Here is a 26,761-nt window from a genome sequence, read left to right as displayed (position 1 = left end):
CCGGCGGCGGCACTGTCCCGACAAATCGCGACGAGGCTCCCATGCAGGGCCTCGCGGCCACCCGGAGGAGACAAGCAATGACGATTTCCAGACGCGATGTATTGATCGGTGGCGCAGGCCTCGCAGCCGGCGCCACCTTGCCTGTGCCGTCGATCGCTCAGACGGCCAATATCGAGAAGGGCGCGACGCTGCGCGTGCTGCGTCCGACCAAGTTCGTCGACCCCGACCAGACGATCTTCAATGAGAACACCGAAGCCTTCACCAAGGCGACCGGCGTTCAGGTCCGCGTCGACTATGCCAGCTGGGAGGATCTGCGCCCGCAGACCGCCGTGACCGCCAACACCGGCGCCGGGCCCGACATCGTCGTCGGTTGGGCCGACGATCCGCATATCTTCGCCGACAAGCTGCTCGATCTGACGCAGGTCGCCGAGGATCTCGGCAAGAAACATGGCGGCTGGTACCCGGTCGCCGAGAAATACGGCAAGAAAGACAAGACCAACACCTGGATCTCGATCCCGATGGGCGGTTCCGGCGGCCCGGCGGTCTATCGCGAATCCTGGGTCAAGGAAGCGGGCTTCGACACCTTCCCGAAAGACCATGCCGGCTTCCTCGACCTCTGCCGCAAGCTCAAGGCGAAGGGCCACCCTTCCGGCTTCGCGCTCGGCAACGCGGTCGGTGACGGCAACTCCTTCTGCAACTGGCTGGTCTGGTCGCATGGCGGCTACATGGTCGACGAGAACAACAAGGTCGCGATCAACAGCAAGGAGACGATCGAGGCGCTGAAATACGCCAAGGCGCTCTACGAGACCTTCATCCCCGGCACCCTGTCCTGGCTCGACATCAGCAACAACAAGGCGCTGACCGCCGGCGAAATCGGACTGACCCAGAACGGCGTCTCGCTCTACTTCTCGATCAAGAACTCGAAGGACGAGAAGATCTCGGCGATCGGCAAGGACCTCAATCATGCGCCGATGCCGGTCGGCGCCGGGGTCGGGCGGCCGACCGAGACGGCGCTGGTGATCAACGCCATGGTGTTCAAGCACACCAAGTTCCCGAACGCCGCCAAGGAGTATCTCCGCTTCATGATGGAGACGGAGCAGTACGACAAGTGGCTGACCGGCTGCTTCGGTTACTGGACACAGCCGCTCAAGGGCTACGCGAAGAGCAAGGTCTGGGAGGGCGATCCCAAGATCCTGGTCTATCGCGACACCTGGGAGCGGGCGCTCTGGAGCGGCTACAAGGGCGCGATCACCGAGGCCGCCGGCACGGTCAACGCCGAATACGTCATGGTCCAGATGGTCGCCTCCGTCTGCGCCGGTCAGGCAACGCCTGAGGAAGCCGCCGCCGAGGCCGAGCGCCGCGCCAAGCGCTACTACCGCACCTGATCGCCGCGACCGCGCCGCCGGACCTCCGGCGGCGCGGCTGTTTCACGGAAAGGAGCGCCATGACGATCGCCGCGGAAGCCAGGACCGTCCACCAGATGCCGCAGAACTGGCTGGTCCGGCTGCTCGACAACAAGTCTGTCCTGATCTTCCTCTGCCTCCTGCCGGCGGCCGCCCTGCTGCTGATATTCCTGACCTATCCGCTGGGCTTAGGGATCTGGCTCGCCTTCACCGACACGAAGATCGGACGTTCCGGCCATTTCATCGGCTTCGAGAACTTCACCTCGCTGATGCAGGACCGGGTCTTCATTACCTCAGTCTGGAACACGCTGCTCTATACCGGCGTCGCAACGGTCGGGAAGTTCGCGCTCGGCCTCTGGCTGGCGCTGCTGCTGAACAATCACCTGCCGTTCAAGTCGCTGCTGCGGGCGTTGATCCTGGTACCCTGGATCGTGCCGACAGTGCTCTCGGCGATCGCCTTCTGGTGGATCTACGATCCGCAGTTCTCGATCATTTCCTATGTGCTGGTCGACGTGCTCGGTTGGCGCACGACCTATATCGACTTTCTCGGCGAGCCCTGGGCCGCGCGCTGGTCGCTGATCGCGGCGAACACCTGGCGCGGCATTCCCTTCGTCGCGATCTCGCTGCTCGCCGGCCTGCAGACGATCTCGCCGGCGCTCTACGAGGCAGCGATGCTCGACGGCGCCAATGCCTGGCAGCGCTTCCGCCACGTCACCTTCCCGATGCTGATGCCGATTCTGGCGGTGGTGCTGACCTTCTCGGTGCTGTTCACCTTCACTGACTTCCAGCTCGTCTACGCCATCACCCGCGGCGGGCCGATCAACTCGACCCATCTGATGGCGACGCTCGCCTTCCAGCGCGGCATTCCCGGCGGCCAACTCGGCGAGGGCGCTGCGATCGCGGTCGCGATGATACCCTTCCTCGTGCTGGCCACCCTGTTCAGCTACTACGCGCTCGCCCGCCGCAAATGGCAGCAGGGAGAAGACAATGACTGATCACGCTGCCGCGGAGCGCCCGCACCTCGTCGAGAAGGAGAATACCGGCGTCATCGACTGGTCTTCGAGCCCGCGCCGCTTCATCACGGTCTACCTGCCGCTGTCGATCTTCGTGATCGTGCTGCTCTTCCCGTTCTACTGGATGGCGATCACCGCCATCAAACCGAACGCCGAGCTCTACGATTACAAGACCTACAACCCGTTCTGGGTGAGTTCGCCGACGCTGGACAACATCAAGCGGCTGCTGTTCCAGACCGATTATCCGCAATGGCTGCTGACGACGATGACGGTCGCGACCGTCGCGACAGTGCTCTCGCTGTTCTCCAGCGTGCTCGCCGCCTATGCGATCCAGCGCCTAAAGTTCAAGGGCTCGCAATATGTCGGCCTGGCGATCTACCTCGCCTATCTGGTGCCGCCCTCGATCCTGTTCATCCCGATGGCGACGCTGATCTTCCAGCTCGGTCTGTTCGACTCGCAATGGGCATTGATCCTCACATATCCGACCTTCCTGATACCGTTCTGCACCTGGCTCCTGATCGGCTACTTCAAGTCGATTCCCTACGAGCTCGAGGAATGCGCCATGATCGACGGCGCGACTAGGCTGCAGATCCTCTGGCAGATCACCTTGCCGCTGGCCCTGCCCGGGCTGATCTCGGCCGGCATCTTCGCCTTCACCCTGTCCTGGAACGAGTTCATCTACGCGCTCGCCTTCATCCAGTCGGCCGAGAAGAAGACGGTGCCGGTCGCGGTCTTGACCCAGCTGGTCGAGGGCGACGTCTACCATTGGGGCTCGCTGATGGCCGGCGCTTTGCTCGGCTCGATCCCGGTCGCCCTGCTCTATTCCTTCTTCGTCGACTACTACGTCGCCTCGCTCACCGGCGCGGTGAAAGAGTGATGTCGTAAGACGGCGGCCTCCAAGCCGCCCCAAGCCAAGGCCAAGAAACGTGACTTCCATTGCCTTCATCGGGCTCGGCGCCATGGGCGCGCCGATGGCCGAGAATCTCGTCAAGCGCCAGTTCCGCGTCACAGGTTTCGATATGAGGGAGAGCGCGCGCGCGGCCCTGGTGGCTGCCGGCGGTCACGCCGCCGACAGCGCTGTTGCTGCTGCCGAGGGCGCCGACACACTTGTGCTGATGGTGGTCAACGCCGCTCAGGCCCGCTCGGTCCTGTTCGACGCCAGAGCGCTCGATGCGCTCGCCCCAGGCGCCACCGTGGTCCTGATGGCGACCTGCCCGCCGGGGGAGGTCGAGGCCATCGCCGAAGCCGTGACCAAGACCGGCCGTTATTTCGTCGATGCACCAGTCTCGGGCGGCGTGAAGGGCGCTGAAGGAGGCACGCTCACCATCATGGTCGGCGCCCCGGTCGAGAGCTTCGCCAAGGCCAAGCCCGTGCTCGACGCGATGGGCGACAAGGTCTTTCATGTCGGCGAGAAGCCGGGCCAGGGCGCGACGGTGAAAACCGTCAATCAGCTGCTCTGCGGCGTCCACATCGCGGTCGCGGCAGAGGCGCTCTCGCTGGCGCAGAAGGCCGGCATCGACGGCAAGGTACTGTTCGAGATCATGGGCGGGTCGGCCGCCTCGTCCTGGATGCTGAAAGACCGCGGCCCGCGCATGCTCGAAGACGAGCCGCCGGTCGCCAGCGCCGTCGACATCTTCGTCAAGGATCTCGGCATCGTCCTCGATGCCGGGCGCGCCGCGAAGGCGGCGCTGCCCCTCGCCGCAGCGGCGCACCAGATGTTCCTTGCCGCCTCCGGCCTCGGCCATGGCGGGCGCGACGACTCGCATGTGGTGCGCGCCTATCGGGCGCTGAACCGCAAGCCGGACAACGATGCCTGAACCAGAGCATTTTCGAGCGAAGTGGGCACCGGTTCGCGTGAAGAAAATGCATCAAAACAAAAACTTTGAGCGTTTCCGTGTTTCGGAGAAACGCGGAAACGCTCCGGCCTCAGCGCGCCGCCCTCGGCGGCGCCGTCGTCCCGCGCACAACCAGTTCGGGGGTCAGCACGACGCGCTGCGGCGGCGCCGACGGATCGGCGATCCGGCGCAGCAGCAGCTCCGCCGATGTCCGCCCCATATCATCCTGGAAATTCTTCAGCGTCGTCAGCGCCGGATACCATTGCGACGCTTCCTGGACGTCATCGCAGCCAATGACCGAGAAGTCCGCGCCGGCCTCCAGGCCGCGATGACGCAAGCCGAGCATCGCGCCGAAGGCGGTGAGGTCGTTGAAGCAGACTGCGGCGGTCGGCGGATCAGCAGCGTCGAGCACTTTCTGGACACCCTTCAGGCCGTTCTCGCGCGTGCCATAGGCCGAATAGACGATCGTCGGATCGAGCGGCAGGCCGTGCTTGGCCAGTGTCTCGCAATAGCCGCGATAACGGTTGCGGCCGGTCGAGATCAGCGGGCTCTCGCCGAGGAAGGCGATGCGGCGATGGCCGAGCCCGAGCAGGTGCTCGACGGCGAGCACGGTGCCGTGCCGGTCATCCGAGCCGACGAAATCGAGGCCGATGCCGGGAATCTCCCGCGAGAGCTGCACCAACGGCACCTGCGCCGCCATCAGGTGCTGCAAGGTCTCCGCCGTGGTACCGCCGGCCGGGCAGATGATCATGCCGTCGGGCCGGTATTCCTTGAGTGTGTTGAGGACACGGTCCTGCCGCTGCAGGTTCTCCGCATAGGTCCCGAGCAGGATCGAGCGGCCATGCGTCGTCGCCGTCTCCTCGATCGCGGCGAGCAACTCGGCGAAGTAAGGATTGGTGATGTCGTGGAAGCCGACGCCGAGGATGTTGGTCCGGTCGGTCCGCAGCGAGGCCGCGCTGCGGTTGTAGCTGTAGCCCATCTCTCGCGCGATTTGCTGTACGCGCAGGCGGGTGCCATCGGCGACCAGCGGACTCTCGCGCAGCGCGAGCGAGACGGTCGCGGTCGAAACCTCCAGCCGGTCGGCGATGATCTGCAAGGTAACGCGGCCACGGCCACCGGGTTTGACACCCGCCCTCCCGGCCCCCGAGGGGTCGCGCGAGTGTCCGTCATTCGCCATCAATCGCTTCTCCTGAAGCCTGGAAGCCGCTGCATTCAACCAGTTCTTGGCCAAATCGTTCCGCATTCCCTTGTTCCATCTCATATAATTCGGAGAAACTGAAGATGAGCACGACTAAAGAATCTATCGGCTTCATCGGCGTTGGTTACATGGGTCAAGGCATGGCGAGTTGTATTCTCGCCAAGGGCTTCCCGCTCACGGTCATGGGCCATCGCAACCGCAAGCCCGTCGAAGAGCTCAAGGCTGCGGGCGCAGCGGAAGCCGCGACCCCGCGGGAACTCGCCGGGAGGGCGAGTATCATCTTCCTCTGCGTCACCGGCTCGCCGCAGGTCGAGCAGGTCATCAGCGGTCCCGATGGCATCGCGGCCGGCGCAAAGCCCGGCACGATCGTCGTCGACTGCTCGACCTCCGACCCCGTCTCGACGATCGCCTTGGCGGAACGGCTTGCTGCCATGGGCCTGCACCTCTGTGACGCGCCGCTGGGCGGAACACCCGCCCAGGCTAATCTCGGTCAACTCTCGACGATGATTGGGGCCGACAGTGCGGTTTTCGAGCGCATCCGCCCGGTCTGCGAGGCCTGGGCCCAGAAGATCGTTCATCTCGGCCCCGTCGGGGATGGCCACAAGATGAAACTGCTCAACAACTTCCTCTCGCTCGGCTATGGCGCGATCTACGCCGAGGCGCTGACCCTGGCGCAGAAGGTCGGCATCAGCCCGCAGACCTTCGACAGCGTCATCACGGGCGGACGCATGGAGTGCGGCTTCTACCAGACCTTCATGAAGTACGTGCTCGAACGCGATCCGGATGCACATAAGTTCACGCTGTCCAACGCGCTGAAGGACGTGCGCTATCTGGAGAGCCTCGCCAACGCCGCCGGCGTTCCGAACCCGGTCGGCGGAGCCGTCAAGAACGTCTATGCGGCAGCCGTCGCGAGCGGCATGGGCGAGCACTATGTGCCGATGCTCTCCGACTTCGTCGCCGGGCAGAGCAAGGTTTCGCTCGGCTGAGCCCGGCGCTTGTGCCGTAACGAGACGCGTCCGGACCACAACTGTGCCGAACGGGGCCGCCGATAGCCAGTTGCGGTATAAAACCGTCATCAAGGCCTCCATCCACGGGTGGAGGCTTCAAGGACCGTGCCGGGTCAGTCGAGCCGGGCCGAACCCTCGGGCACGTGCCGGACACGTTCGCGATAGAGCAGGTAGAGTCCGGAGGCGATGACGATCGCGGCTCCGATGAAGGTGAAGCGGTCGGGAATCTGGCCGAAGACGAACCAACCGAGCAGGATCATCCAGACGATCTGCGAATAGATGAAGGGCGCGAGGATCGTCGCCGGCGCACGCTGATGCGCAAGGATCAGCAGCCAGTGGCCGAGCGCCCCGAAGAACCCGGTTCCGCCCATCAGCAACCAGCTCTGCCAGTTCGGCGGCCATGACCAGAACAGCGGCAGCAGCGGCAGCATCAGGACGACGCCGCCGATACCGGAATAGAACATCGTCGTTTGCGGAGAATCGCTCGAGGCCAGCATCCGCGTCGACAGGCTGTAAAAGGCGTAGCAGAAGCAGCCGCAGACAACGAGCAGCGCCGCAGGGTGCAGGCCTCCTATCCCGGGCCTTGTCACCACCAGCACCCCGAGGAAGCCAACGCCGATCGCGATCAGCCGACGCGGCCCGGCCCATTCGCCGAGCAAGGGCCCGGCGAGCAGCGCAACCAGCAGGGGCCCCGCGAACATGATCGAGACCGTCTCGGCGAGTTGCAGATATTGCAGCGCGACGAAGTTGAGCGCGGTCGAGCCCAGCAGCAGCAGTGAGCGGAAGCCCTGCAGCCAGGGTCGCTTGGTCCGGGTGATGCCGGGGTGGCTCCAGGGATTGAGCAGGAGCGAGACCAGGGCGACGCTGACCAGATAGCGCGCCAGCACGACCTGCATCGGGTGCATCGTCCCGCCGAGCCATTTCGCACAGGTGTCGAGCAGCGAAAAGCAGATGATCGCCCCACTCATCAGGGCGATGGCGGTCAAGCGTGTCCGGCGCGTATCCGGAAGCGGAGCGGGAGCGGCCGACAAGCGCGGTTTCCGTCATGCTCTGGAGGAATGACAGATAACCAATGAACCGATTTAAGGCTTGAAACCAGCCTCTCAGCGCATGCGAGTCATGCCGCTAGAGCCGAGCCTGATCAGGCTGCGTCCTCGGCCTCGTCCTCGCCGTCGTCAGCATCGGCCCCGGCCTTCGACAGGCCCTTCGACGCCTTACGCAGCAATTTGCGCAGCTGCTTGCGCTCCTTGGCGTCGAGCTTCTCGAGCAGCTCTTCCTCGACTTGATTCCAGACCGCGTCGAGCGCGGCCGCAGTCTTCTGGCCGTTCTCTGTCAGCGCCACCTGAACCAGCCGGCCGTCACGGCCGCCGCCCTCGCGCGTCACCAGCCCTTGCAGCGAGAGCCGGCCGATCGTCTTCGAGACGGTCGGCGGCTTGACCCGCAGCAGGCTCGCCAGCTCGCCCATCGTCATCGGCGCCGTCTGAAGCGATTTCAGCGCCTGTTCCTGGCCTGGAAAGAGTCCGAGCGCGTTGAGGCGCTCGCCCATCCGCGCTCTGTGCAGGCGCGCCGTCACCAGCAAGGCACGGCCGACGCTTTTTTCGAGGGACTTGGTCATGAGCCGGCCCTTGGAAAAGGTTGCGGATACTTTTCGCCGGCTGTGCAATCGCCCGCCTTCATGACAGGCTGATGACAACTGTCAGACAGGCTCTTGAATCCGCGCGATTTCCTGCTCGATCTTGGTCATAAATGCTGCGCGGCTCTCTGGCGTCGAACGGTTCATGTCGTAATGCGCCAGATAGGAAACTCGTGCTGCCGGATGGCAAACAGCGCGCAATCCCCGCTTGATCTGCCGACGTGGCGGATCACCCATCAGCATGGTGCGCCAGCGCGAGCCGCCATAGGTGGCCACAGTCATCAGCCGGCGAATATTCCAGAGGTTGGGGCGGATCGAGCCGTCGACCAGCTTGAACGAGACACCCGGCAGGAAGACGCGATCGAAATAACCCTTCATGATCGCCGGATAGCCGTAGTTCCAGACCGGGAAGCACAGGAACAGCGCCTCCGCTCGCATGAGGCGCTCGACATAGCCGGCTACAGAATTCCGGTTGCTGGCGAGATCATGGTAGCCGACGCGCTCCTCGCGGCTCAGCACAGGGTCGAAGCCTTCGGCGTAGAGGTCGCAATCGTCGACCTCGTGACCGGCGCGGCCCAGCGCCGAGACAACAGTCTCGTGCACCGCCGCCCCGAAGCTCGCGGGATCTGGATGCGCGTAGAGGACGAGCGCCCGCATCGTCGGATCAGGCGCCGACGCCGGCTTCGCCAAGCGCCTTGAACAGGAAGGTCTTGCCCGAACGGTAATCGTAGTTCGGGTCCTCCCAGGCGATCATCTTGCCGGGATTGAGCAGCCCCTGCGGATCGGCCTCGCGCTTGAAGGCGAGCTGGACCTCGTCGGTCTGCTTCATCCCGCCCTCCTCCAGCGTGTAGCGGTGCGGGTTGAAAATCGGCGCACCCATCTCCTCATGGATCGCCATGATCTCCTCCAGCCGTTCCTCGCTGGTGAAGCGCACCAGCGGCAGGCCGAAGCAGGTGATCTTACCGTCGAAGCGGACGAATTCGAGATGGCAGGTGACCTCGTCGCCGAAGCGGGCATGGATCTTGTCGACGAGATCGACCTGGTTCGGGAAGGGATAGAGCACCTGCAGATAGGTGATCGAGGGATCGACGCGCAGCGCGCGCAAGGTGGTGTGGTTCCAGCCGAGCTCGAAAGTCGGCGGCAACCCCTTCGCCTCCTCCGTCGTCAGCTTGTCGGAGCGCATCAGCAGCTGCGGGCCGCCGAAGCGGCGGGCGAAGGCCAGCATCGACTCGACCGCGAAATCGGCGACCATGATCAGGACGCAGTGACTCTCGCGTGGCAGGAATTTCCTGTGGCGCAGGAAATAGTCGTGCGGTGCAGGCGCCGCGACCACGGCGAGGTTCTTCAGCGCCAGCCCGTCCTGCTCGCCTAGCGCATTGGCAAACTCGGTCGCGGCCCGCAATTCGTCGAAGCCGAGGATGACGTCGACCCAGGCATAGGCCGGACCGAGCGGCATCTCGACCTGCGTAATGATGCCGTTGGTGCCATAGGCATGGGCGACCTTGTGCAGGTCCTCGCCCTGGAGCTCGAGGATGCGGGGCGTGCCCTCCATCGTCGCGACGCGCAGCGAGATGATGTTGCCCCAGTCGCGCAGGCCGCCCCATTTGATCGAGCCGACACCGCCGGAGCCGCCGGCGATGAAGCCGCCGACCGATGCGGTGTGATAGGTTGATGGGTGCAGCCTGATCTCCTGGCGGGAGTGAGCGCACGTCTCCTGGTCGATCTTGGCCAGCACGGCGCCGGGCTCGGCGACATAGCGCCCGGCCTCGATGCTCGTCACCTTGTTGAAGCCGGAAAGGTCGAGCACGATGCCGCCCGAGAGCGGCATCGCCTGGCCGTAATTGCCGGTGCCGGTACCGCGCGGCGTCACGGGAATGCCGAGCGCATGCGCCGCCGAGAGCGTCTCCAGCACCTGCGCTTCGCTCGTGGGCGAGACGATGATGTCGGCGACGACATGGTCGAGCTGGCGCTTCAGCTTCGGCGAATACCAGAAGAAGTCGCGGCTCTTCTGCTTGACGAGCGCCGGATTATCCTCGGTACGGATGCCGTTCAGGCGACGCTTCAAAGCGTCGATGTCGTAGCGTGCGGTCATGCTGAGCGGCTCATGAGGTGATCGAGTTCGCGATAATCGGGCAAGGAGCGGTCGATGGCGCGGCCATTGACCAAAACGGTCCGGTCGGCCTGCGGCCTGGCGAAGAACTCCGTCCAGTCGCGGGCGCGTGTCAGGATCAGATCGGCAGGACCGCCGGCTGCGAGGCGGCCGGTGCCGGGGAGCCTCATGACCTCGGCCGGCGTGGCGGCGATCGCCTTCGCCCAGTCGCGATCGGAATGGTCAAGCTGGAGGATGCGGGTGCCCTCGCGCAGCGTCTCGACGAGGTCGAGATCGCCATAGGCGTAGAACGGATCGCGGGTGTTGTCGGAGGCGATCATCACCGGGACGCCCGCCGCCTTCAACTCATGCAGCGCAGTGACGCCGCGCCAGCGCGGCGTGCGTCCCCGCTGGCGGTCCTGCAGATACATGTTGCACATCGGCAGCGAGACCACGGCGATACCGGCCTCCCTGACCTTCGCAATGATGCGCGCCTCATCCTGCGGCGCCTGCAAGGAGAGCGAGCAGCAATGCCCCGCCAGGATCTTGCCCTGAAAACGGTGGCGCAGGGCCGCATCGGCGATGTGCTCGAGCGAACGCGCCGCCGGATCATTGGCCTCGTCGACATGGAAGTCGAGATCGAAGCCATGCTCGATCGCGGTCCGGAAGAGCGTATCGAGCGCGGCGTCGAGTTCCGGCACCATATAGGTGACGGCGCCGAGCAGGTTGTCGCCATAGGTGGTCACGGCGCGGGTTATCGCCTGCATATGCGCGGGATCGGTGACGGCATCGACGCCGAAGAGCGGAGAGGCCTGCAATGCGATCCGCCCGGCCCATTCGGCCCGCAACTCTGCATAGACCGGCCAGGAGATCTCGATCTGCTTGCCGAGCGAGTCGAGATGGGTGCGGATCGCCGCCGTGCCATGGGCATAGGCACAGCGCAAGCCGAACTCCATGCGGGCCCGCACGTCTCCCGCGGACCAGTTCGCCTCGCGATCGGCCGCGACAGCGCTCAGCGCACCCATGAAGCTGCCATCCGGATTGGGTCGGCGCGGCCAGATGTGGCCCTTGTCGAGATGGGTGTGGACATCGACCAGCCGCGGCAGCGCGATGCCGCCATCGAGATCGAGCGCCGGCGCAGCGTCGAGCGCGGGCGTGCCCGCCGGCAGGATCGAGCCGATGACGCCGTCCTCGACTATGATGTCCAGCAAAGCGAGACCGTCGCGGTCGCTCGCCAGGCTGCCGGCTTCGACCAGACAGGCAGGCGCCCTGGCATTGCGCAGCACATAGCTGCCGGAAGCCGGGATCGCCGCAAAGCCGGTGGTCACGTCACTGTCTCCGGCTAGCAGGCCGCTTGCTGAATCACGCGCCGACCATGCTGGCTCGACGCGTTGCGATCAAGCGGCAGCGACGACATCCCCGCCCGCGCCACACTCAGGACGCGACGGCCCTTGTCCGTTTCGCCGCGATGCAGCATGAGGACGGCTCGAAATGCGCAGGACGGAGCTGGTCATGACGGCACGCATCATCGACGGCAAGGCGGCGGCGGCGGAGCTGCGCGCCGAGATCGGCCACGAGGTCGCAGCGCTCAAGGCCGCCGGCAAGCCCTCGCCCGGCCTGCACGTCGTCCTCGTCGGCGAGGACCCAGCCAGCAAGGTCTACGTCGCCTCCAAGGAGAAGCTCGCGGCCGAGATCGGCATGAACTCGATCGCCCATCGCCTGCCGGCCGAGACCACCGAGGCGGCGCTACTCGCCAAGATCGCCGAGCTGAACTCCGATGACGGCGTCGACGGCATTCTCGTCCAGCTGCCGCTGCCGAAGCACATCGATACCGGCCGTATTATCGACGCGATCGACCCTGCCAAGGATGTCGACGGCCTGCACCCGATCAATGCCGGCCTGCTCGCCGGCGGCAAGAATGGCCTCGTTCCCTGTACGCCGCTCGGCTGCATGTTGCTGCTGAAGCAGACGCTGCCGTCGCTCTCGGGGCTGGAAGCCGTCGTCGTCGGCCGTTCGGAGCTGGTCGGGCGTCCCGTCGCGCAATTGCTGCTCCAGGCCGACTGCACCGTCACCATCGCCCATTCGCGCACGCGCGACCTCGCGGCCGTGGTGAAGCGCGCCGATATCGTCGTCGCCGCAGTGGGACGCCCGCGGATGGTCAAGGGCGACTGGCTGAAGCCCGGTGCCACGGTTATCGATGTCGGCATAAACCGCATGCCCGACGGCAAGCTCGCCGGCGATGTCGACTATGCCGAGGCGGCGCAGGTCGCCGGCGCGATCACGCCGGTCCCCGGCGGCGTCGGCCCGATGACCATCGCCTGCCTGCTGCGCAACACGCTGACGGCCTATCGCGCGCGGCGGGGCTGAAGCCCTCGCGTCGTACGAATACGACGCCATTCCAGTTCGTCATGCTCGCCCTTGTGGCGAGCATCCACGTCTTGAACACTGCACTGCCCGAAAGAAAGCGTGGATGGTCGGGACAAGCCCGACCATGACGGGTACGTGCGTGAGGGCGCTGCCGCGGTAGCGGCCCCGATCACATATGGATCGGGCGCTTATCGACGGCGAGCGCCGCTTCCTTGACCGCCTCTGCCAGCGTCGGATGGGCGTGGCAGGTGCGGGCGAGATCCTCGGCGGAACCACCGAACTCCATCAGCACGGTCACCTCGGCGATCAGGTCGCCGGCATGCGGGCCGATGATGTGGCAGCCGAGCACCCGGTCGGTCGCCGCATCGGCGAGAAACTTGACGAAGCCGTCGGTATGCTTGATCGCGCGCGCCCGGCCATTGGCCGTGAACGGGAATTTGCCGACCTTGTACGCCACGCCCGCCGACTTCAGTTCCTCCTCGGTCTTGCCGATCGCGGCGACCTCGGGGCCGGTGTAGACGATGCCGGGAATGGCGTCGTAGTTCACATGGCCGTGCTTGCCGGCGAGGATCTCGGCGACGGCGACGCCCTCATCCTCGGCCTTGTGCGCCAGCATCGGTCCGCGCACCACGTCGCCGATCGCGTAGATGCCCGGCACATTGGTCTGGAAATGATCGTCGATGACGACCCGGCCGCGCTCGGTCGCGACGCCGGCCTTGTCGAGGCCGAGCCCATCCGTGTTCGGGCGCCGGCCGATCGCAACCAGCACGATGTCGGCGTTGAGCGTCCTGGCCTCGCCGCCGGCGGCGGGCTCGACGCTGACGGTGGCGCCGCCCTTCTTGGCCGTCTCGACCTTGGTGACCTTCGAGCCGAGATGGAAGGTGAAGCCCTGCTTCTGCAGCATCCGCTGGAACTGCTTGGCGATCTCGTCATCCATGCCGGGCAGGATGCGGTCGAGGAATTCGACCACCGTGACCTTGGCGCCGAGCCGGGCCCAGACCGAGCCGATCTCGAGCCCGATCACACCTGCACCGACCACCAGCAGCTCCTTCGGCACGGAGCCAAGTTCGAGCGCACCGGTCGAGGTCACCACCGTCTTCTCGTCAGTGGTGACGCCCGGCAGTGCCGCGGATTCCGAGCCGGTGGCGATGACGATGTTCTTGGTTTCGAGTTCCTGCGTCTTGCCGTCCTCGCCGGTGACGACGACCTTGCCGGCTGCCGGGATCGAGGCCGTGCCGTGGAACGGCTCGATCTTGTTCTTCTTCAAGAGGAAGGCGACACCGTTGACGTTGGCGTCGACCGTCTCCTGCTTGTGGACCATCATCTGCTTCAGATCGAGCTTGGGCTTAGCCGTGATGATGCCGAGGCTGGGGAAGGTGTGGGAGACCTCGTCGAACATCTCGGAGGCGTGCAGCAGCGCCTTCGAGGGGATGCAGCCGACGTTCAGGCAGGTGCCGCCATGGGTCTTGCGCTTCTCGACCACAGCGACCTTGAGGCCGAGCTGGGCGGCACGAATGGCGCAGACATAGCCGCCGGGGCCGGTTCCGATGACGACGAGATCGTAGGACATGGTCTCTCTTTCGTTCAGACTTTACGATTGCTGTTGCGCCAGCGGCGCGTTGAAGGCCCAGACATGGCAGAAGGGATCGCGCAGGCGGCCATAGCGGACGCCCCAGAACACGTCGCTCGCCGGCATAACGATTTCGGCGCCCGCAGCCGCAGCCCTGGCGATGGCGGCGTCGACATCGACCGGCTGCGGCAGGTTGATGCTTATCGTCATGCTGGCGCCGCTACGCGAGCTCGGCGCCAGCACATCGCCGCCGAACTCGGGGAATTCGTCGTGCAGCATCACCTCGCTGCCGAAGAGCGCGAGATTGGCATGCATCACGCGTCTGCCGTCCTCGGCCATGGCCTTGAAGCTGCACTGCGCGCCGAAGGCCTTCTCGTAGAAGGCGATCGCCTCGTCGCCGCCCTTGACGCAGATATGCGCCTGGATCGGTGGCGGGTTGGGTCCGAAGGCCATGCTCCGTCTCCTAAGCGGATCCAACGATCACATCGGGCTGCGTAGGCACTTCGTTACCCCACCCTATCGATGCGACGGCGCCAACCGCGCGACGATCGCCGGCACGAGGGCCAGAAGCCCGACGATGTCGGCGATCACAACCTTCCTGATGGCAGGGCCATAGCCGCCGACGAGGAGCGCGATCACGATGAAGCTCGCCATGCTCGCGCCAGCGACGAGCACGGCTACATCGCGCAGTCCAGGGCGGAGGGCGGCCGCCAGCAGCAGCGCGCCCACAATCCCGAACAGCAGAGCGCGGTGCCGCAGCAGGATTTCGAGATCGGGATTGGCGATCTCGAAACCGTAGAGCGAGCGTAGCCAGCCGACCCCGGCCACGCCGATCGTCGGCAACAGGTTGATGATGCCGGCAATGGCGAGGCCAACAGAGACGAGCTTTGCCGGGATCGCCATCAGGCAGGTCTCAGAGGTCGAGCACGAGGCGCGCCGGATCCTCCAGGCCTTCCTTGACGCGGACAAGGAAGGTCACCGCCTCCTTGCCGTCGATGATGCGGTGATCGTAGCTGACCGCAAGGTACATCATCGGCCGGATCACGATCTGGCCGCCGACGACCATCGGCCGCTCCTGGATCTTGTGCATGCCCAGGATCGCTGATTGCGGCGCGTTCAGGATCGGGGTCGACATCAGCGAGCCGTAGACGCCGCCATTCGAGATGGTGAAGGTGCCGCCCTGCATCTCCTCGATCTTGAGGGCGCCGTCACGAGCCTTCTTGCCGAACTCGCCGATCTTCTTCTCGACGCCGGCAATGGAAAGCTCGTCGGCATCGCGCACCACCGGCACGACCAGGCCCTTGTCGGTGCCGACCGCGACGCCGATGTGGTAGTAGTTCTTGTAGACGATGTCGGTGCCGTCGATCTCGGCATTGACCGCCGGAAGCTCTTTCAGCGCCTGCACACAGGCCTTCACGAAGAAGCCCATGAAGCCGAGCTTCACGCCGTGCTTCTTCTCGAACACGTCCTTGTACTGGTTGCGCAGCGCCATGACATTGGTCATGTCCACCTCGTTGAAGGTGGTCAGCATGGCGGCGTTGGTCTGCGCCTCCTTGAGCCGGCGCGCGATGGTCTGGCGCAGCTTGGTCATCTTGACCCGCTCTTCGCGCGAGGCGTCGTCTGGAGCCGACGGCGCCCGGACCTGAACCGGAGCAGCAGGCGCCGCAGAGGCAACAGCCGGGCCGGTCGCGATCGCCGCCAGCATGTCGCCCTTGGTGACGCGGCCATCCTTGCCGGAGGCGGCAACCTTGGACGGGTCGACACCGCTCTCGGCGGCAAGGCGCGAGACGGCTGGGCCGGAATCGGCAGCCTTCGTCGCCGGCTTGATCTGCGTGTCGCCCGCAACCTCGCCGGCCTTCTTCTGCGCGTCGGCGGAGGTCTCGGCGCCGGCCTTGCCGGCGGCCTGGGCCACGGCGGCGTCGGCCTTCTTCTCGTCCTTTGCCGGGGCGGCGGCCTTGCCGTCGCCGGCCGAGATCATGCCGAGCAAGGCGCTGACACCGACGGTCTCGCCTTCCTTGGCAACGATCTCGCCGAGCACGCCGGCGGCCGGCGCATTGACCTCCAGCGTCACCTTGTCGGTCTCGAGCTCGACCAAGGGCTCGTCCGCCTTCACCGCGTCGCCCGGCTTCTTGAACCACTTGCCGATGGTGGCCTCGGAGACGGATTCGCCGAGGGTGGGAACGCGGATTTCGGTCGCCATGTCAGGCCTCTTCTCGTGTCTTTAATCAGGCGAAGGATCAGACCGCGAAGGTCTCGTCCAGGAATGCGTTGAGCTGGGCTGTGTGCTTCGACATCAGGCCGGTCGCGGTCGCGGCCGAAGCCGGGCGGCCGACATAGCGCGGCCGCTTCGACTTCGAGCCGGCATGGCCCAGCACCCACTCCAGATAGGGCTCGACGAAGGTCCAGGAACCCTGGTTCTTCGGCTCTTCCTGGCACCAGACGACGTCGGCGCTCTTGAAGCGCGCCAGCTCCTGCGCCAGCGACTTCAGCGGGAACGGATAGAGCTGCTCGACGCGCATCAGATAGACATCGTCGATACCGCGTTTCTCACGGTCTTCGAGCAGGTCGAAATAGACCTTGCCCGAGCAGAGCACGACACGGCGAATCTTCGAATCCTTGACCAGTTTGGTGGTCGACTTGCCGCGCTCGGCATCGTCGTGCAGCACGCGGTGGAAGGTCGAGCCCTCCGCCAGTTCGCTGAGGTCGGAGACGCAGCGTTTGTGGCGCAGCAGCGACTTCGGTGTCATCAGGATCAGCGGCTTGCGGAAGTCGCGCTTCAGCTGGCGGCGCAGGATGTGGAAATAGCTCGCCGGGGTCGAGCAGTTCGCGACCTGCATGTTGTCCTCGGCGCACATCTGCAGGAAGCGCTCGAGCCGGGCCGAGGAGTGCTCCGGACCCTGGCCCTCATAACCATGCGGCAGCAGGCAGACCAGGCCCGACATGCGCAGCCACTTGCGCTCGCCCGAGGAGATGAACTGATCGAACACGACCTGCGCGCCATTGGCGAAGTCGCCGAACTGCGCTTCCCAGCAGGTCAGCGCGTTCGGCTCCGACAGGGTGTAGCCGTACTCAAAGCCAAGGACCGCCTCTTCCGAGAGCATCGAATTGATGACCTCATAGCGGGTCTGGCCCTCGCGGATATGGTTCAGCGAGGTATGGCGTGCCTCGGTCTCCTGGTCGATCAGCACCGAATGACGCTGCGAGAAGGTGCCGCGCTCGCAATCCTGGCCGGAGAGCCGCACCGGATTGCCATCGAGCATCAGCGAGCCGAAAGCGAGCGCTTCCGCCGTCGCCCAATCGATGCCCTGCCTGCTCTCGACCGCCTTGCGGCGGTTGTCGAGGAAGCGCTGGATCGTCTTGTGGACGTTGAAGCCTTCCGGGATTTCGGTGATCTTCTGCGTGATCTCCTTCAGCACCGCTTCAGGCACGCCGGTCGCACCGCGGCGCGGATCGTCCTCGTCGGCGCGGATCGCCTTCATCCCGGCCCAGCGGCCGTCGAGCCAGTCGGCCTTGTTCGGCTTGAAGGCCTGGCCGGCGTCGAACTCGACCTCGAGCTTCTCCTTCCAGGCGGCGCGCATCTGGTCGAGCTCGCCGGGCTGAATCACGCCCTCGGCCTCGAGCTTGGTGCCGTAGAGCTCCAGCGTCGACTTGTGGCCGCGGATCTTGCGGTACATCAGCGGCTGGGTGAAGCCGGGCTCATCGCCTTCGTTATGGCCGAAGCGGCGATAGCAGAACATGTCGATCACGACCGGCTTGTGGAACTTCTGCCGGAACTCGATCGCAATCTTGGCGGCGAAGACGACCGCTTCCGGATCGTCGCCGTTCACATGGAAGACCGGGGCCTCGACCATCTTCGCCACGTCGGACGGATAGGGCGAGGAGCGCGAATAGCGCGGATAGGTGGTGAAGCCGATCTGATTGTTGATGATGAAGTGCAGCGAGCCGCCGGTGCGGTGGCCCTTCAGCCCGGACAGGCCGAGGCACTCGGCGACAACGCCCTGGCCGGCGAAGGCGGCATCGCCATGGATCAGCAGCGGCAGCACCTTGGAGCGCTCGACGATGTCGCCGAACTGGTCCTGCTTGGCGCGGACCTTGCCGAGCACGACCGGGTCGACGATCTCGAGATGCGACGGATTGGCGGTCAGCGAGACGTGGACATTGTTGCCGTCGAACTCGCGGTCCGACGAGGCGCCGAGATGGTATTTGACGTCGCCCGAGCCCTCGACGTCGTCGGGGGCAAAGGAGCCGCCCTTGAACTCGTGGAACAGCGCCCGGTGCGGCTTGCCCAGCACCTGGGTCAGCACGTTGAGGCGGCCGCGATGAGCCATGCCGAAGACGATGTCGCGCACGCCGAGCGACCCACCGCGCTTGATGATCTGCTCCAGCGCCGGAACCAGCGACTCGCCGCCGTCGAGGCCGAAGCGCTTGGTGCCGGTGAACTTCAGGTCGAGGAACTTCTCGAAGCCTTCGGTCTCGATGAGCTTGTTCAGGATCGCCTTCTTACCCTCGCGGGTGAAGGCGATCTCCTTGTCCGGCCCCTCGATCCGTTCCTGCAGCCAGGCCTTCTGCTCGGGATCGGAGATGTGCATGAACTCGATGCCGATGGTCTGGCAGTAGGTCCGCTGCAGGATCGCCGTCATCTCGCGGATGGTGGCGAACTCCAGGCCGAGCACGTTGTCGATGAAGATCTTGCGGTCGAGATCGGCGTCGGAGAAGCCGAAAGCCGCCGGGGAGAGCTCCTCTGGATCCTTCTGGCTCTCGATCCCGAGCGGGTCGAGCTGGGCATGGAGATGGCCGCGCATGCGGTAGGCGCGGATCAGCATGATCGCGCGCACCGAGTCGCGCGTCGCCTGCTGGACATCGGCCGCCGACAGCGTCGCGCCGGCCGCCTTGGCCTTGGCGCCAAGCTTCTCGCCGACCGCTTTTTCGACCGCGGCCCAGTTGCCGTCGAGCGCCGAGACGAGCTCGCCGCCGGCCGGGATCGGCCAGTTCGGCCGCTTCCAGGACGCCCCCTTGGCGTTGTCGACGACTGCCTGCTTGTCGTCGTTCAGCCCGGCGAAGAAACCCTGCCACTCCGGATCGACCGACTTCGGATCGGCTTGATAGCGGGCGTAGAGATCCTCGATATAGGCCGCGTTGCCGCCATAGAGGAACCCGGTCTGCGCGAGAGCCTCGTTGATGTCCTGGCGAGCCATGGTCGTCCTGCCTTCTTCCTGCCTGCCGCTTCGTCTTGCCGTCATGCTCGGGCAAGGCCCGAGCATCTCTTTATCGAGCCTGGCTGGTCATGAGATGGTCGGCTCAAGGCCGACCATGACGCAGCCTACCCTCAACCCTTCAACACCTCGACCAAGGTCTTTCCGAGGCGAGCCGGCGACGGCGAGACCCGGATACCGGCCGCCTCCATCGCCGCGATCTTGTCCTCGGCTCCGCCCTTGCCACCGGAGATGATCGCGCCGGCATGACCCATGCGACGGCCCGGAGGCGCCGTGCGGCCGGCGATGAAACCGACCATCGGCTTCTTGCGGCCGCGCTTGGCCTCATCCTTGATGAACTGAGCGGCTTCCTCCTCGGCCGAGCCGCCGATCTCGCCGATCATCACGATCGAGGTGGTCTTCTCGTCGGCGAGGAACATCTCGAGCATGTCGATGAACTCGGTGCCCTTGACCGGATCGCCGCCGATGCCCACGGCCGTGGTCTGGCCGAGGCCCTCATTCGTGGTCTGGAACACCGCCTCATAGGTCAGCGTGCCGGAGCGCGAGACGATGCCGACCGAGCCGGGCTTGAAGATGTTGGCCGGCATGATGCCGATCTTGCTCTCACCGGCGGTGACGACGCCCGGGCAGTTGGGCCCGATCAGCCGCGACTTCGAGCCGGAGAGCGAACGCTTCACCCTGACCATGTCGAGCACCGGGATGCCTTCGGTGATGCAGATGATCAGCGGGATCTCGGCATCGATCGCCTCGCAGATCGCGTCAGCCGCGCCCGGCGGCGGCACATAGACCACCGAGGCGGTGGCGCCGGTCTTGTCGCGCGCCTCGGCGACGGTGTCGAAGACGGGCAGGCCGAGATGCAAGCTACCGCCTTTGCCCGGTGACGTGCCGCCGACCATCTGCGTGCCATAGGCGATTGCCTGCTCGGAATGGAAGGTGCCGTTCTTGCCGGTGAAGCCCTGGCAGATGACCTTGGTGTTCTTGTCGATCAGGATGGACATCGGTTTACCTCAAGCCTTCTTGATCGCAGCGACGATCTTCTGCGCCGCATCGTCGAGATCGTCAGCCGGGATGACATTCAGGCCCGAGGTCCGAATGATCTCCTTGCCTTCCTCGACATTGGTGCCTTCGAGGCGCACCACCAGCGGAACCTCGAGGCCGACGGTCTTCACTGCCGCGATCACGCCGCGGGCGATGACGTCGCACTTCATGATGCCGCCGAAGATGTTGACCAGAATGCCCTTCACCTTCGGATCGGCGGTGATGATCTTGAAGGCTGCTGTGACCTTCTCCTCGGAGGCGCCGCCGCCGACATCGAGGAAGTTCGCCGGGCTTTCGCCGTAGAGCTGGATGATGTCGAGCGTCGCCATGGCGAGGCCGGCGCCGTTGACCATGCAGCCGATCGTGCCGTCGAGCGCGATATAGGCGAGGTCGTATTTCGACGCCTCGATCTCCTTGGCATCCTCCTCGGTCTCGTCACGCAACTCCATCAGCTCGGGATGGCGGTAGAGCGAGTTCGAATCGAACGAGACCTTGGCGTCGAGGCACTTGACCTGGCCCTGCGTCGTCACGATCAGCGGGTTGATCTCGAGCATCGCCATGTCCTTGCCGACGAAGGCGGCATAGACTTGGCCGAGCACGCTCGCAGCCTGCTTGGCCTGCTCGCCGGCAAGGCCGAGCGCCTTGGCAACGGTGCGGCCATGGTGCGGCATGATACCGGTCGCCGGATCGACCGAGAAGGTCAGGATCTTTTCCGGCGTGTCATGGGCCACCTTCTCGATGTCCATGCCGCCCTCGGTCGAGACCACGAAGGCGACGCGCGAGGTCTCGCGGTCGACCAGCGCCGAGAGGTAGAATTCCTTCGAGATATCCGAGCCGTCCTCGATATAGAGGCGGTTGACCTGCTTGCCGGCAGGGCCGGTCTGCGCCGTCACCAGCGTGTTGCCGAGCATTTCCCTGGCGTGGCTCTCGACCTCTTCGATCGACTTGGCGAGCCTAACGCCGCCCTTGGCGTCGGCCGGCAGTTCCTTGAACTTGCCCTTGCCGCGACCACCGGCATGGATCTGGCTCTTCACCACATAGAGCGGGCCGGGCAGCTTCCTGGCCGCCTCGACGGCCTCGGTCACCGAGAGCGCCGGGAAGCCGGCGGAGACGGGCGCGCCGAACTCCTTGAGAACCGCCTTGCCCTGATATTCGTGGATGTTCATGCCTGATGTCCTGTGCCGGTAAAGGGAAAGGCGGCGGCGGGAAGGCCAGCGGCGTCGCTGCCGCCGGCCATCACGCCACCCGTCTGTCTCACGCCAATGACGGATCGACGCTCTTGCAGGCGTCGATGAGGCCCTGCACCGAGGCGACCGACTTCGCCAGCATCTCCTTCTCGGCGCCGTTGAGGCGGATCTTCACGACCCGCTCGACGCCCTTGGCGCCGATCACCACCGGCACGCCGACGAACATGTCCTTGACGCCGTACTGGCCCCTGAGCGCGGCAGCCGCCGGCAGGACGCGCTTCTGGTCCTTGAGGTAGCTCTCGGCCATGGCGATCGCCGAGGCGGCTGGGGCATAGAAGGCCGAGCCGGTCTTGAGCAGGTTGACGATCTCGCCGCCGCCCTTGCGAGTGCGCTCGACGATGGCGTCGAGGCGCTCCTGGGTCGTCCACTTCATCTTGACGAGGTCGGGCAGCGGGATGCCGGCGACGCCGGAATAGCGGACCAGCGGCACCATATCGTCGCCATGGCCGCCGAGCACGAAGGCCGAGACGTCCTTGACCGAGACCTTGAACTCGTCGGCGAGGAAGTGGCGGAAGCGGGCCGAGTCGAGCACGCCGGCCATGCCGCAGATCATGTTGGGCTTGAGGCCCGAGAACTTCTGCAGCGCCCAGACCATCGCGTCGAGCGGGTTGGTGATGCAGATCACGAAGGCCTTGGGGGCGTAGGTCTTGATGCCCTCGCCGACCGACTTCATCACCTTGAGGTTGATGCCGATCAGATCGTCGCGGCTCATGCCGGGCTTGCGCGGCACACCTGCGGTGACGATCACCACATCGGCGCCCTTGATGTCCTCATAGGACTGCGTGCCCTTGTAGCCAGCGTCGAAGCCGTCGACCGGGGCGGACTCGGCGATGTCGAGGCCTTTGCCCTGAGGGATGCCCTCGGCGATGTCGAACAGGACGACGTCGCCCAGCTCCTTGAGGCCGGCGAGGTGAGCGAGCGTGCCGCCGATCTGTCCGGCGCCGATGAGGGCGATCTTCTTGCGGGCCATTGCCGAATCCTTGTTGTTGGATGCGAGAGCAGTTGAAGCCAAAAAGCCGACGGTTCTTTGACCCAAGCCGCTTCCGGGCTCAACCCCGCGCACGAAGGGACATTGGAATAGTCCGAAATACCCGCCTAGCGCCTTAAAACACGGAATACCTAGGAAAAACAATATGTTAGAAGCTAATCACCCGTGATCCGCCGTCAAGCCGTCTCGCAATGGGGCAGTTACAATTTACAAATTCTGTCATTTTCTTAGATCACGCCGGTCGCAAGCGTACGCAGCGCCACCCTGATTAAAGTGGCGAGCCTGGCGTCGACCGAGGCCTGCGGCACATCCGCCTCGAGCTCCAGCGAAGCAGGGTGGATGAAACGGTGCGTGGCATCGATCACGAAGGCGATAGCACGGTCGCGATCCCGCGGCTCGAAGGCCCCTGTGGCGATGCCGTCGTCGATCACGCGTTCGAATAGCGCACGCACGCGGGTACGGTTGCGCCGGCTGATCGCATGGCGCTTCGCCACCGCCTGCGACAGCGCCGCGAACAAATGCGGCTCCTCGTGCAGCAGATTGCGGTTCGCCTTGGCGAGCGCGAGAATCAGGCGCTCGAGCTTGTCCTCGGCCGGGTCCGGTCCATCCGCGATGTCGGCGAGCGAGCGCTCGGCCGCCTTCAGCCAGACATCGACGACGGCATCGATCAGCGCCGTACGGGAGGGGAAGTAGCGATAGACATTGGCGTGCGTCATGCCCGCCTCTTCCGCCACCGCGACCACGGTGAAACGGCGCAGGCCGTGCTGGCGCAAATGCTCGCCGGCGACCGAGAGAATGCGCATCTCGCTCGGTTCACGGGACGGCATCTGCACTCAGCCTTGCTCGGTCGAAGGAGTGAGCAACTTCACCATCACGATGACCCGCTCCTGCCCTTGAAGCTCATCGCGCAGATGCACGAACCCCAGCCGGCGATAAAACCCTTCGGCATTGATCGATGATGGCACCGAAATCTGCCTGGTGCCCTGTGCGTCGGCACATTCTTCGATGGCCTGCATGAGCCGGGCGCCAATGCCCAGCCCTTGCCCGTCGGGCCGTACGAAAACGCTTCGCACCCAGCTGCCATGCAAGCTCGCCGTCCCGATGATTCCACTCTCGACAGTCGCCACCAGAACGATCCGATCAACTAGCCTCGCCGCGATTTTCTCCGGAGAGAAATTCTCGATGACAGAGGCCATGATACTGGCGGCATAGTACTGCGCGTTGGTCTCGCGCAGGCAACGCAGCACGATCGCACTGATCTCCTCCACGTCCGCGGGCGTCGCCTGCCTGATCTCGACCGCGCCATGAGACATGGGATGCGCCGTCACGTATCGACCAAGCCGGTCGTATCGCCGCTCGCAGCCGAATCGGCCCGCCCATGCGGCAAGGCGAGATATTCCTCCGAGCGCATCTCGATCAGGCGCGACACCGTCCGGTCGAACTCGAAGGCTTCGCGGCCGGCCTGCGCGACGTAAAGGCCTGTCGGCTCAGCCGCCGCCGAGGCGACGAGCTTCACATGGCTCTCATAGAGCGTGTCGATCAGGATGATGAAGCGCTTGGCCTCGTTGCGCCGTTCGATGTCCATGATCGGGATCCCGTCAAGGATCAGCGTATGGAAGCGCTGGGCGAGCGCAAGATAATCCGAAGCGCCATAGGCCTGCGCGCAGAGATCGGAAAAGCTCGCCCGTGCGACCGCGCCGGCCGCCTGCGGCAGCTTCAACTCATGGCCCTTGATCGAGATCGTGGTCGGCGCGCCCTGCGCCACGCCGGAGAGCTGGCTGAAGGCCTTGTCGAGCGCAGCCCTGGCCTTGTCGTCGGCGGGAACGTGATAGGTCGGCGCGCCGCCGAGCTTCTCCAGCCGGAAATCGGTGCGGGCCTCCAGCTTGATGACGTCGACCTTGCTGGCGAGCAGGTCGATGAAAGGCAGGAAGAGCGCGCGGTTGAGGCCCCCTTCATAAAGCCGTGACGGCTCGACGTTGGAGGTCGCGACCACAATGACGCCGTCGGCGAACAGCTTCGTGAACAGCCGCCCGAGGATCATCGCGTCGGCGATGTCGGTGACGGTGAACTCGTCGAAGCAGAGCAGGCTCGCCTCTTCCGCCAGCTCGGCCGCCACCGGGCCGATCGGATCCGGCTCCTTGACCGTCCCGGCCTTGAGCGCCTGGCGATAGGCGTGGATGCGTTCGTGCACATCGGCCATGAAGGCATGGAAATGCACCCGCCGCCGCGCCGTAACCGGGACCGTCTCGTAGAACAGGTCCATCAGCATGGTCTTGCCGCGGCCGACCGAGCCCCAGATGTAGAGGCCCTTGACCGTATCCGCATCCGGTTGCTTGCGGCCGAAGAGCCAGCCAAGCGCGCTGCTCTTCTTCGCCAGCTTGCGGCTGGCGAGCGTTTGCGACAGCGCCTGCAGCCGCCTGATGACGGCGATCTGCGCCGGATCGCGCTCGATCGCACCTGAGGCGACCAGGGCGTCATAACGTTCGGGGAGCGTGGCGGACATGGCCTTGAGGCAGGAAAGGACGTCGTCCTTGGGGTTACGGCAGGGCGGGCCGGCCTGCAACCCTCGCCGAGGCCAGCAAGCTATGCGGCCTGCCGCGGACGCAACCAGCCGGTCCGCAGATGGCGGGCGAGCTCGCGCGCTGCTTCCGAGGGCTGCGAGCGCGACAGATGTAGTGTGATCGCGAAGGGCGGCAGGTCGGGCAATCCTTCTGCCGACCCGAGAATGTCGAGATCGGGCGGAACCGTGCAGGCGAGCCAGGCGGTGACGGCAAGGTCGGTCCGGACGGTCGCGGTGGTCGCGTCGATATTGCCGTTCTCGAACACACTGCGCCAGCCGCGCCCTTGCGCATCCAGCGCTTCGGTCACCGCCGGCCGGAAAGCGCAGCTATCGGCGACCAGCGAGAGCGGCAAGGGTTGCTTCAGATGGGCGGTGCCGGCCCGGGCGCCGACCCAGACCAGCCGCTCGATGCCGAGGCACTCGCCGCCCGCTGCTGCGAGCGGCTCCTCGACCAGGGCAAGATCCACCTCGCCCTTGCCGAGCGCTTCCAGCAATTGCGGCGAGGAGGCGCAGACCAGCGAGATCTCGACCAACGGGCTCGCTTCTGCAAAACCCTTCAGGATCGGCGCCAGACTTGCGCCGACGAGGTCATAGGGCACGCCGAGCCGCACCGTACCGCCGAAACTGGTGGTCATCTCTGCCCAGATCTCGTCGTTGAGACCGATGAGCCGACGCGCCTTGGCGAGCAGCCGCTCGCCCGCCGCGGTCAGCTTCAACCCGCGCCGCTCGCGCAAAAATAGGACCTGCCCGAGGCGCCGCTCAAGCCGCATGATCTGCTGGCTGACGGCGCTCTGCGTCAGATGCAGCGCATTGCCGGCCACGGTCATACTGCCATGGTCGGCGGCTGCGACGAAGGCCCGGATCAGTTCGAGGTCGAGATTACGCATCTCCAGCATTATGAACCGTAATGCTGAACCGCTTCAACATTCGTTTTGATCATTCTCTAGGCGAACTTAATCCCGTGGCTCCGCCTGGAGCCACCCATGTCGCTGGAATCGATCCTGCCGCTCATCGCCTTCGCCGCCGTCTCGACGGTGACGCCGGGCGCCACCACAACGCTCGCCACCGCCTCCGGCGCGCATTTCGGCTTCCGCCGCTCCCTGCCCTTCATGATCGGCGTCGCCATCGGGCTGGCCGCGATGGCGGTGGCCGCGGCCGCAGGGCTCGCCGGCCTGCTGCTGGCGCTGCCCTCCCTCGAATTCGCGATGAAGCTCGCCGGCTCGGCCTATCTGCTCTGGCTTGCCGTCAAGATCGCCCGCAGCGGCCCGCCGCATCTGGATCGCAGCATCGCAAAGCCGACGAGCTTTGTCGGCGCCCTCTGGATCCAGCTGCAGAACCCGAAGGGCTGGGCGATGACGCTCGGTGCCGCCGCATCCTTCGCCGGGCTCGCCCACAGCGCAGCCGAACTTGCCGCCCTGCTCGGAACCGTCTTCGGCATCCTTGCGCTTTTGTCGTTGATGCTCTGGTGCGTCGCCGGCCTGCTTCTGGCGCGGCTGCTGCGGCACGACTGGCAGTGGCGCCTGCTCAATGTCGCGCTCGCGCTGGCGCTGGCCGCATCAATCGCCACGATGTGGCGTTAGCGCACAGTCTTGACCATTTT

At 65.3% G+C, this 26,761-nt stretch carries 25 protein-coding genes; 7 read left to right on the top strand and 18 right to left on the bottom strand.

The window, feature by feature from the left end; all coding sequences use genetic code 11:
- Positions 1–77: 77 nt before the first annotated feature.
- The 4 genes from B6S44_RS25340 to B6S44_RS25325 all read left to right on the top strand — a co-directional run bounded on the left by B6S44_RS25340 (position 78) and on the right by B6S44_RS25325 (position 4,233).
- Positions 78–1,385 carry an ABC transporter substrate-binding protein gene (locus tag B6S44_RS25340; RefSeq protein ID WP_129159651.1) on the top strand — a complete coding sequence of 436 codons (1,308 nt, stop codon included), beginning with the start codon at positions 78–80 and terminating at the stop codon, positions 1,383–1,385.
- Between the two features lie 95 nt (positions 1,386–1,480).
- Positions 1,481–2,398, top strand: a complete 918-nt coding sequence (locus tag B6S44_RS25335; protein ID WP_248309789.1) for a carbohydrate ABC transporter permease — start codon at positions 1,481–1,483, stop codon at positions 2,396–2,398.
- Positions 2,391–3,293: a carbohydrate ABC transporter permease gene (locus B6S44_RS25330; protein WP_129159649.1), complete on the top strand. Its 903-nt coding sequence runs from the start codon at positions 2,391–2,393 to the stop codon at positions 3,291–3,293. Before B6S44_RS25335 ends, B6S44_RS25330 begins: the two co-directional genes overlap by 8 nt.
- A 49-nt stretch (positions 3,294–3,342) precedes the next feature.
- On the top strand, positions 3,343–4,233 hold the full coding sequence (locus tag B6S44_RS25325) for an NAD(P)-dependent oxidoreductase (RefSeq protein ID WP_129159648.1): 891 nt from the start codon (positions 3,343–3,345) through the stop codon (positions 4,231–4,233).
- Between the two features lie 109 nt (positions 4,234–4,342).
- On the opposite strand, the gene B6S44_RS25320 is transcribed toward B6S44_RS25325, so the two are convergent.
- Complete coding sequence (locus tag B6S44_RS25320) at positions 4,343–5,428, bottom strand: LacI family DNA-binding transcriptional regulator (protein WP_129159647.1); 1,086 nt, start codon at positions 5,426–5,428, stop codon at positions 4,343–4,345.
- A 104-nt stretch (positions 5,429–5,532) separates the two neighbouring features.
- Between B6S44_RS25320 and B6S44_RS25315 the strand changes: the two genes are divergently transcribed.
- On the top strand, positions 5,533–6,435 hold the full coding sequence (locus B6S44_RS25315; protein ID WP_129159646.1) for an NAD(P)-dependent oxidoreductase: 903 nt from the start codon (positions 5,533–5,535) through the stop codon (positions 6,433–6,435).
- A 134-nt stretch (positions 6,436–6,569) separates the two neighbouring features.
- Here B6S44_RS25315 and B6S44_RS25310 read toward each other — a convergent pair whose 3' ends face one another.
- From B6S44_RS25310 to B6S44_RS25290, 5 genes are all read right to left on the bottom strand, one after another.
- On the bottom strand, positions 6,570–7,442 hold the full coding sequence (locus B6S44_RS25310) for a DMT family transporter (protein WP_248309756.1): 873 nt from the start codon (positions 7,440–7,442) through the stop codon (positions 6,570–6,572).
- Between the two features lie 155 nt (positions 7,443–7,597).
- Positions 7,598–8,071: a MarR family winged helix-turn-helix transcriptional regulator gene (locus B6S44_RS25305; RefSeq protein WP_129159645.1), complete on the bottom strand. Its 474-nt coding sequence runs from the start codon at positions 8,069–8,071 to the stop codon at positions 7,598–7,600.
- An 81-nt stretch (positions 8,072–8,152) separates the two neighbouring features.
- Positions 8,153–8,746 (bottom strand): NAD(P)H-dependent oxidoreductase, encoded by a 594-nt coding sequence (locus B6S44_RS25300; RefSeq protein WP_129159644.1) that lies wholly within the window; start codon positions 8,744–8,746, stop codon positions 8,153–8,155.
- Between the two features lie 7 nt (positions 8,747–8,753).
- Positions 8,754–10,181 (bottom strand): FAD-binding oxidoreductase, encoded by a 1,428-nt coding sequence (locus B6S44_RS25295; protein WP_129159643.1) that lies wholly within the window; start codon positions 10,179–10,181, stop codon positions 8,754–8,756.
- A complete protein-coding gene (locus B6S44_RS25290) occupies positions 10,178–11,506 on the bottom strand; it encodes a cytosine deaminase (protein WP_129159642.1) in 1,329 nt (442 codons plus the stop codon). Before B6S44_RS25290 ends, B6S44_RS25295 begins: the two co-directional genes overlap by 4 nt.
- A gap of 184 nt (positions 11,507–11,690) precedes the next feature.
- Between B6S44_RS25290 and folD the strand changes: the two genes are divergently transcribed.
- Positions 11,691–12,545, top strand: coding sequence for a bifunctional methylenetetrahydrofolate dehydrogenase/methenyltetrahydrofolate cyclohydrolase FolD (gene folD, locus B6S44_RS25285; protein ID WP_129159641.1), 855 nt, complete (start codon positions 11,691–11,693; stop codon positions 12,543–12,545).
- Positions 12,546–12,714: 169 nt separating this feature from the next.
- On the opposite strand, the gene lpdA is transcribed toward folD, so the two are convergent.
- From lpdA to B6S44_RS25225, 12 genes are all read right to left on the bottom strand, one after another.
- Positions 12,715–14,115 (bottom strand): dihydrolipoyl dehydrogenase, encoded by a 1,401-nt coding sequence (gene lpdA / locus B6S44_RS25280; RefSeq protein ID WP_129159640.1) that lies wholly within the window; start codon positions 14,113–14,115, stop codon positions 12,715–12,717.
- A gap of 21 nt (positions 14,116–14,136) precedes the next feature.
- Positions 14,137–14,568: a VOC family protein gene (locus tag B6S44_RS25275; protein WP_129159639.1), complete on the bottom strand. Its 432-nt coding sequence runs from the start codon at positions 14,566–14,568 to the stop codon at positions 14,137–14,139.
- Between the two features lie 63 nt (positions 14,569–14,631).
- Positions 14,632–15,018 (bottom strand): phosphopantetheine adenylyltransferase, encoded by a 387-nt coding sequence (locus B6S44_RS25270; protein ID WP_129159638.1) that lies wholly within the window; start codon positions 15,016–15,018, stop codon positions 14,632–14,634.
- A 10-nt stretch (positions 15,019–15,028) separates the two neighbouring features.
- Complete coding sequence (gene odhB, locus B6S44_RS25265) at positions 15,029–16,315, bottom strand: 2-oxoglutarate dehydrogenase complex dihydrolipoyllysine-residue succinyltransferase (protein ID WP_129159637.1); 1,287 nt, start codon at positions 16,313–16,315, stop codon at positions 15,029–15,031.
- A gap of 37 nt (positions 16,316–16,352) precedes the next feature.
- Positions 16,353–19,310 carry a 2-oxoglutarate dehydrogenase E1 component gene (locus tag B6S44_RS25260; protein ID WP_129159636.1) on the bottom strand — a complete coding sequence of 986 codons (2,958 nt, stop codon included), beginning with the start codon at positions 19,308–19,310 and terminating at the stop codon, positions 16,353–16,355.
- 131 nt (positions 19,311–19,441) lie between these two features.
- Positions 19,442–20,326, bottom strand: a complete 885-nt coding sequence (sucD, locus tag B6S44_RS25255; RefSeq protein ID WP_129159635.1) for a succinate--CoA ligase subunit alpha — start codon at positions 20,324–20,326, stop codon at positions 19,442–19,444.
- A gap of 9 nt (positions 20,327–20,335) precedes the next feature.
- Positions 20,336–21,532, bottom strand: coding sequence for an ADP-forming succinate--CoA ligase subunit beta (sucC, locus tag B6S44_RS25250; protein WP_129159634.1), 1,197 nt, complete (start codon positions 21,530–21,532; stop codon positions 20,336–20,338).
- Positions 21,533–21,620: 88 nt separating this feature from the next.
- Positions 21,621–22,583 (bottom strand): malate dehydrogenase, encoded by a 963-nt coding sequence (gene mdh, locus B6S44_RS25245; protein ID WP_129159633.1) that lies wholly within the window; start codon positions 22,581–22,583, stop codon positions 21,621–21,623.
- Between the two features lie 245 nt (positions 22,584–22,828).
- Entirely contained in the window at positions 22,829–23,428 is a 600-nt protein-coding gene (locus B6S44_RS25240; protein WP_248309755.1) for a TetR/AcrR family transcriptional regulator, read from the bottom strand.
- A gap of 6 nt (positions 23,429–23,434) precedes the next feature.
- Positions 23,435–23,914 (bottom strand): GNAT family N-acetyltransferase, encoded by a 480-nt coding sequence (locus B6S44_RS25235; protein WP_129159632.1) that lies wholly within the window; start codon positions 23,912–23,914, stop codon positions 23,435–23,437.
- Between the two features lie 11 nt (positions 23,915–23,925).
- Positions 23,926–25,104, bottom strand: a complete 1,179-nt coding sequence (zapE, locus tag B6S44_RS25230; protein WP_129159631.1) for a cell division protein ZapE — start codon at positions 25,102–25,104, stop codon at positions 23,926–23,928.
- 80 nt (positions 25,105–25,184) lie between these two features.
- The gene (locus tag B6S44_RS25225) at positions 25,185–26,048 is read right to left on the bottom strand and encodes a LysR family transcriptional regulator (RefSeq protein ID WP_248309754.1); all 864 of its coding nucleotides are present in this window, start codon (positions 26,046–26,048) and stop codon (positions 25,185–25,187) included.
- A 96-nt stretch (positions 26,049–26,144) separates the two neighbouring features.
- Here B6S44_RS25225 and B6S44_RS25220 point away from each other — a divergent pair, with 96 nt between their 5' ends.
- On the top strand, positions 26,145–26,741 hold the full coding sequence (locus tag B6S44_RS25220; RefSeq protein ID WP_129159629.1) for a LysE family translocator: 597 nt from the start codon (positions 26,145–26,147) through the stop codon (positions 26,739–26,741).
- The last annotated feature ends 20 nt before the right edge of the window (positions 26,742–26,761 follow it).

This window comes from Allobosea sp. Tri-44 (assembly GCF_004123845.1).
Classification (GTDB): Bacteria; Pseudomonadota; Alphaproteobacteria; order Rhizobiales; family Beijerinckiaceae; genus Allobosea.
This window is presented reverse-complemented; position numbering and strand designations above follow the sequence as displayed.

Bases quoted from the DNA above. Each gene is read 5' to 3' on its own strand.
- B6S44_RS25295 (WP_129159643.1), bottom strand. From the start codon at position 10,181: ATGACCGCACGCTACGACATCGACGCTTTGAAGCGTCGCCTGAACGGC.
- B6S44_RS25270 (WP_129159638.1), bottom strand. From the start codon at position 15,018: ATGGCGATCCCGGCAAAGCTCGTCTCTGTTGGCCTCGCCATTGCCGGC.
- sucC (WP_129159634.1), bottom strand. From the start codon at position 21,532: ATGAACATCCACGAATATCAGGGCAAGGCGGTTCTCAAGGAGTTCGGC.
- B6S44_RS25225 (WP_248309754.1), bottom strand. From the start codon at position 26,048: ATGCGTAATCTCGACCTCGAACTGATCCGGGCCTTCGTCGCAGCCGCC.
- B6S44_RS25220 (WP_129159629.1), top strand. From the start codon at position 26,145: ATGTCGCTGGAATCGATCCTGCCGCTCATCGCCTTCGCCGCCGTCTCG.
- mdh (WP_129159633.1), bottom strand. From the start codon at position 22,583: ATGGCCCGCAAGAAGATCGCCCTCATCGGCGCCGGACAGATCGGCGGC.
- B6S44_RS25235 (WP_129159632.1), bottom strand. From the start codon at position 23,914: ATGTCTCATGGCGCGGTCGAGATCAGGCAGGCGACGCCCGCGGACGTG.
- B6S44_RS25240 (WP_248309755.1), bottom strand. From the start codon at position 23,428: ATGCCGTCCCGTGAACCGAGCGAGATGCGCATTCTCTCGGTCGCCGGC.
- odhB (WP_129159637.1), bottom strand. From the start codon at position 16,315: ATGGCGACCGAAATCCGCGTTCCCACCCTCGGCGAATCCGTCTCCGAG.
- sucD (WP_129159635.1), bottom strand. From the start codon at position 20,326: ATGTCCATCCTGATCGACAAGAACACCAAGGTCATCTGCCAGGGCTTC.
- zapE (WP_129159631.1), bottom strand. From the start codon at position 25,104: ATGTCCGCCACGCTCCCCGAACGTTATGACGCCCTGGTCGCCTCAGGT.
- B6S44_RS25300 (WP_129159644.1), bottom strand. From the start codon at position 8,746: ATGCGGGCGCTCGTCCTCTACGCGCATCCAGATCCCGCGAGCTTCGGG.
- B6S44_RS25320 (WP_129159647.1), bottom strand. From the start codon at position 5,428: ATGGCGAATGACGGACACTCGCGCGACCCCTCGGGGGCCGGGAGGGCG.
- B6S44_RS25305 (WP_129159645.1), bottom strand. From the start codon at position 8,071: ATGACCAAGTCCCTCGAAAAAAGCGTCGGCCGTGCCTTGCTGGTGACG.
- B6S44_RS25275 (WP_129159639.1), bottom strand. From the start codon at position 14,568: ATGGCCTTCGGACCCAACCCGCCACCGATCCAGGCGCATATCTGCGTC.
- B6S44_RS25315 (WP_129159646.1), top strand. From the start codon at position 5,533: ATGAGCACGACTAAAGAATCTATCGGCTTCATCGGCGTTGGTTACATG.
- B6S44_RS25260 (WP_129159636.1), bottom strand. From the start codon at position 19,310: ATGGCTCGCCAGGACATCAACGAGGCTCTCGCGCAGACCGGGTTCCTC.
- lpdA (WP_129159640.1), bottom strand. From the start codon at position 14,115: ATGTCCTACGATCTCGTCGTCATCGGAACCGGCCCCGGCGGCTATGTC.
- B6S44_RS25330 (WP_129159649.1), top strand. From the start codon at position 2,391: ATGACTGATCACGCTGCCGCGGAGCGCCCGCACCTCGTCGAGAAGGAG.
- B6S44_RS25335 (WP_248309789.1), top strand. From the start codon at position 1,481: ATGCCGCAGAACTGGCTGGTCCGGCTGCTCGACAACAAGTCTGTCCTG.
- B6S44_RS25340 (WP_129159651.1), top strand. From the start codon at position 78: ATGACGATTTCCAGACGCGATGTATTGATCGGTGGCGCAGGCCTCGCA.
- folD (WP_129159641.1), top strand. From the start codon at position 11,691: ATGACGGCACGCATCATCGACGGCAAGGCGGCGGCGGCGGAGCTGCGC.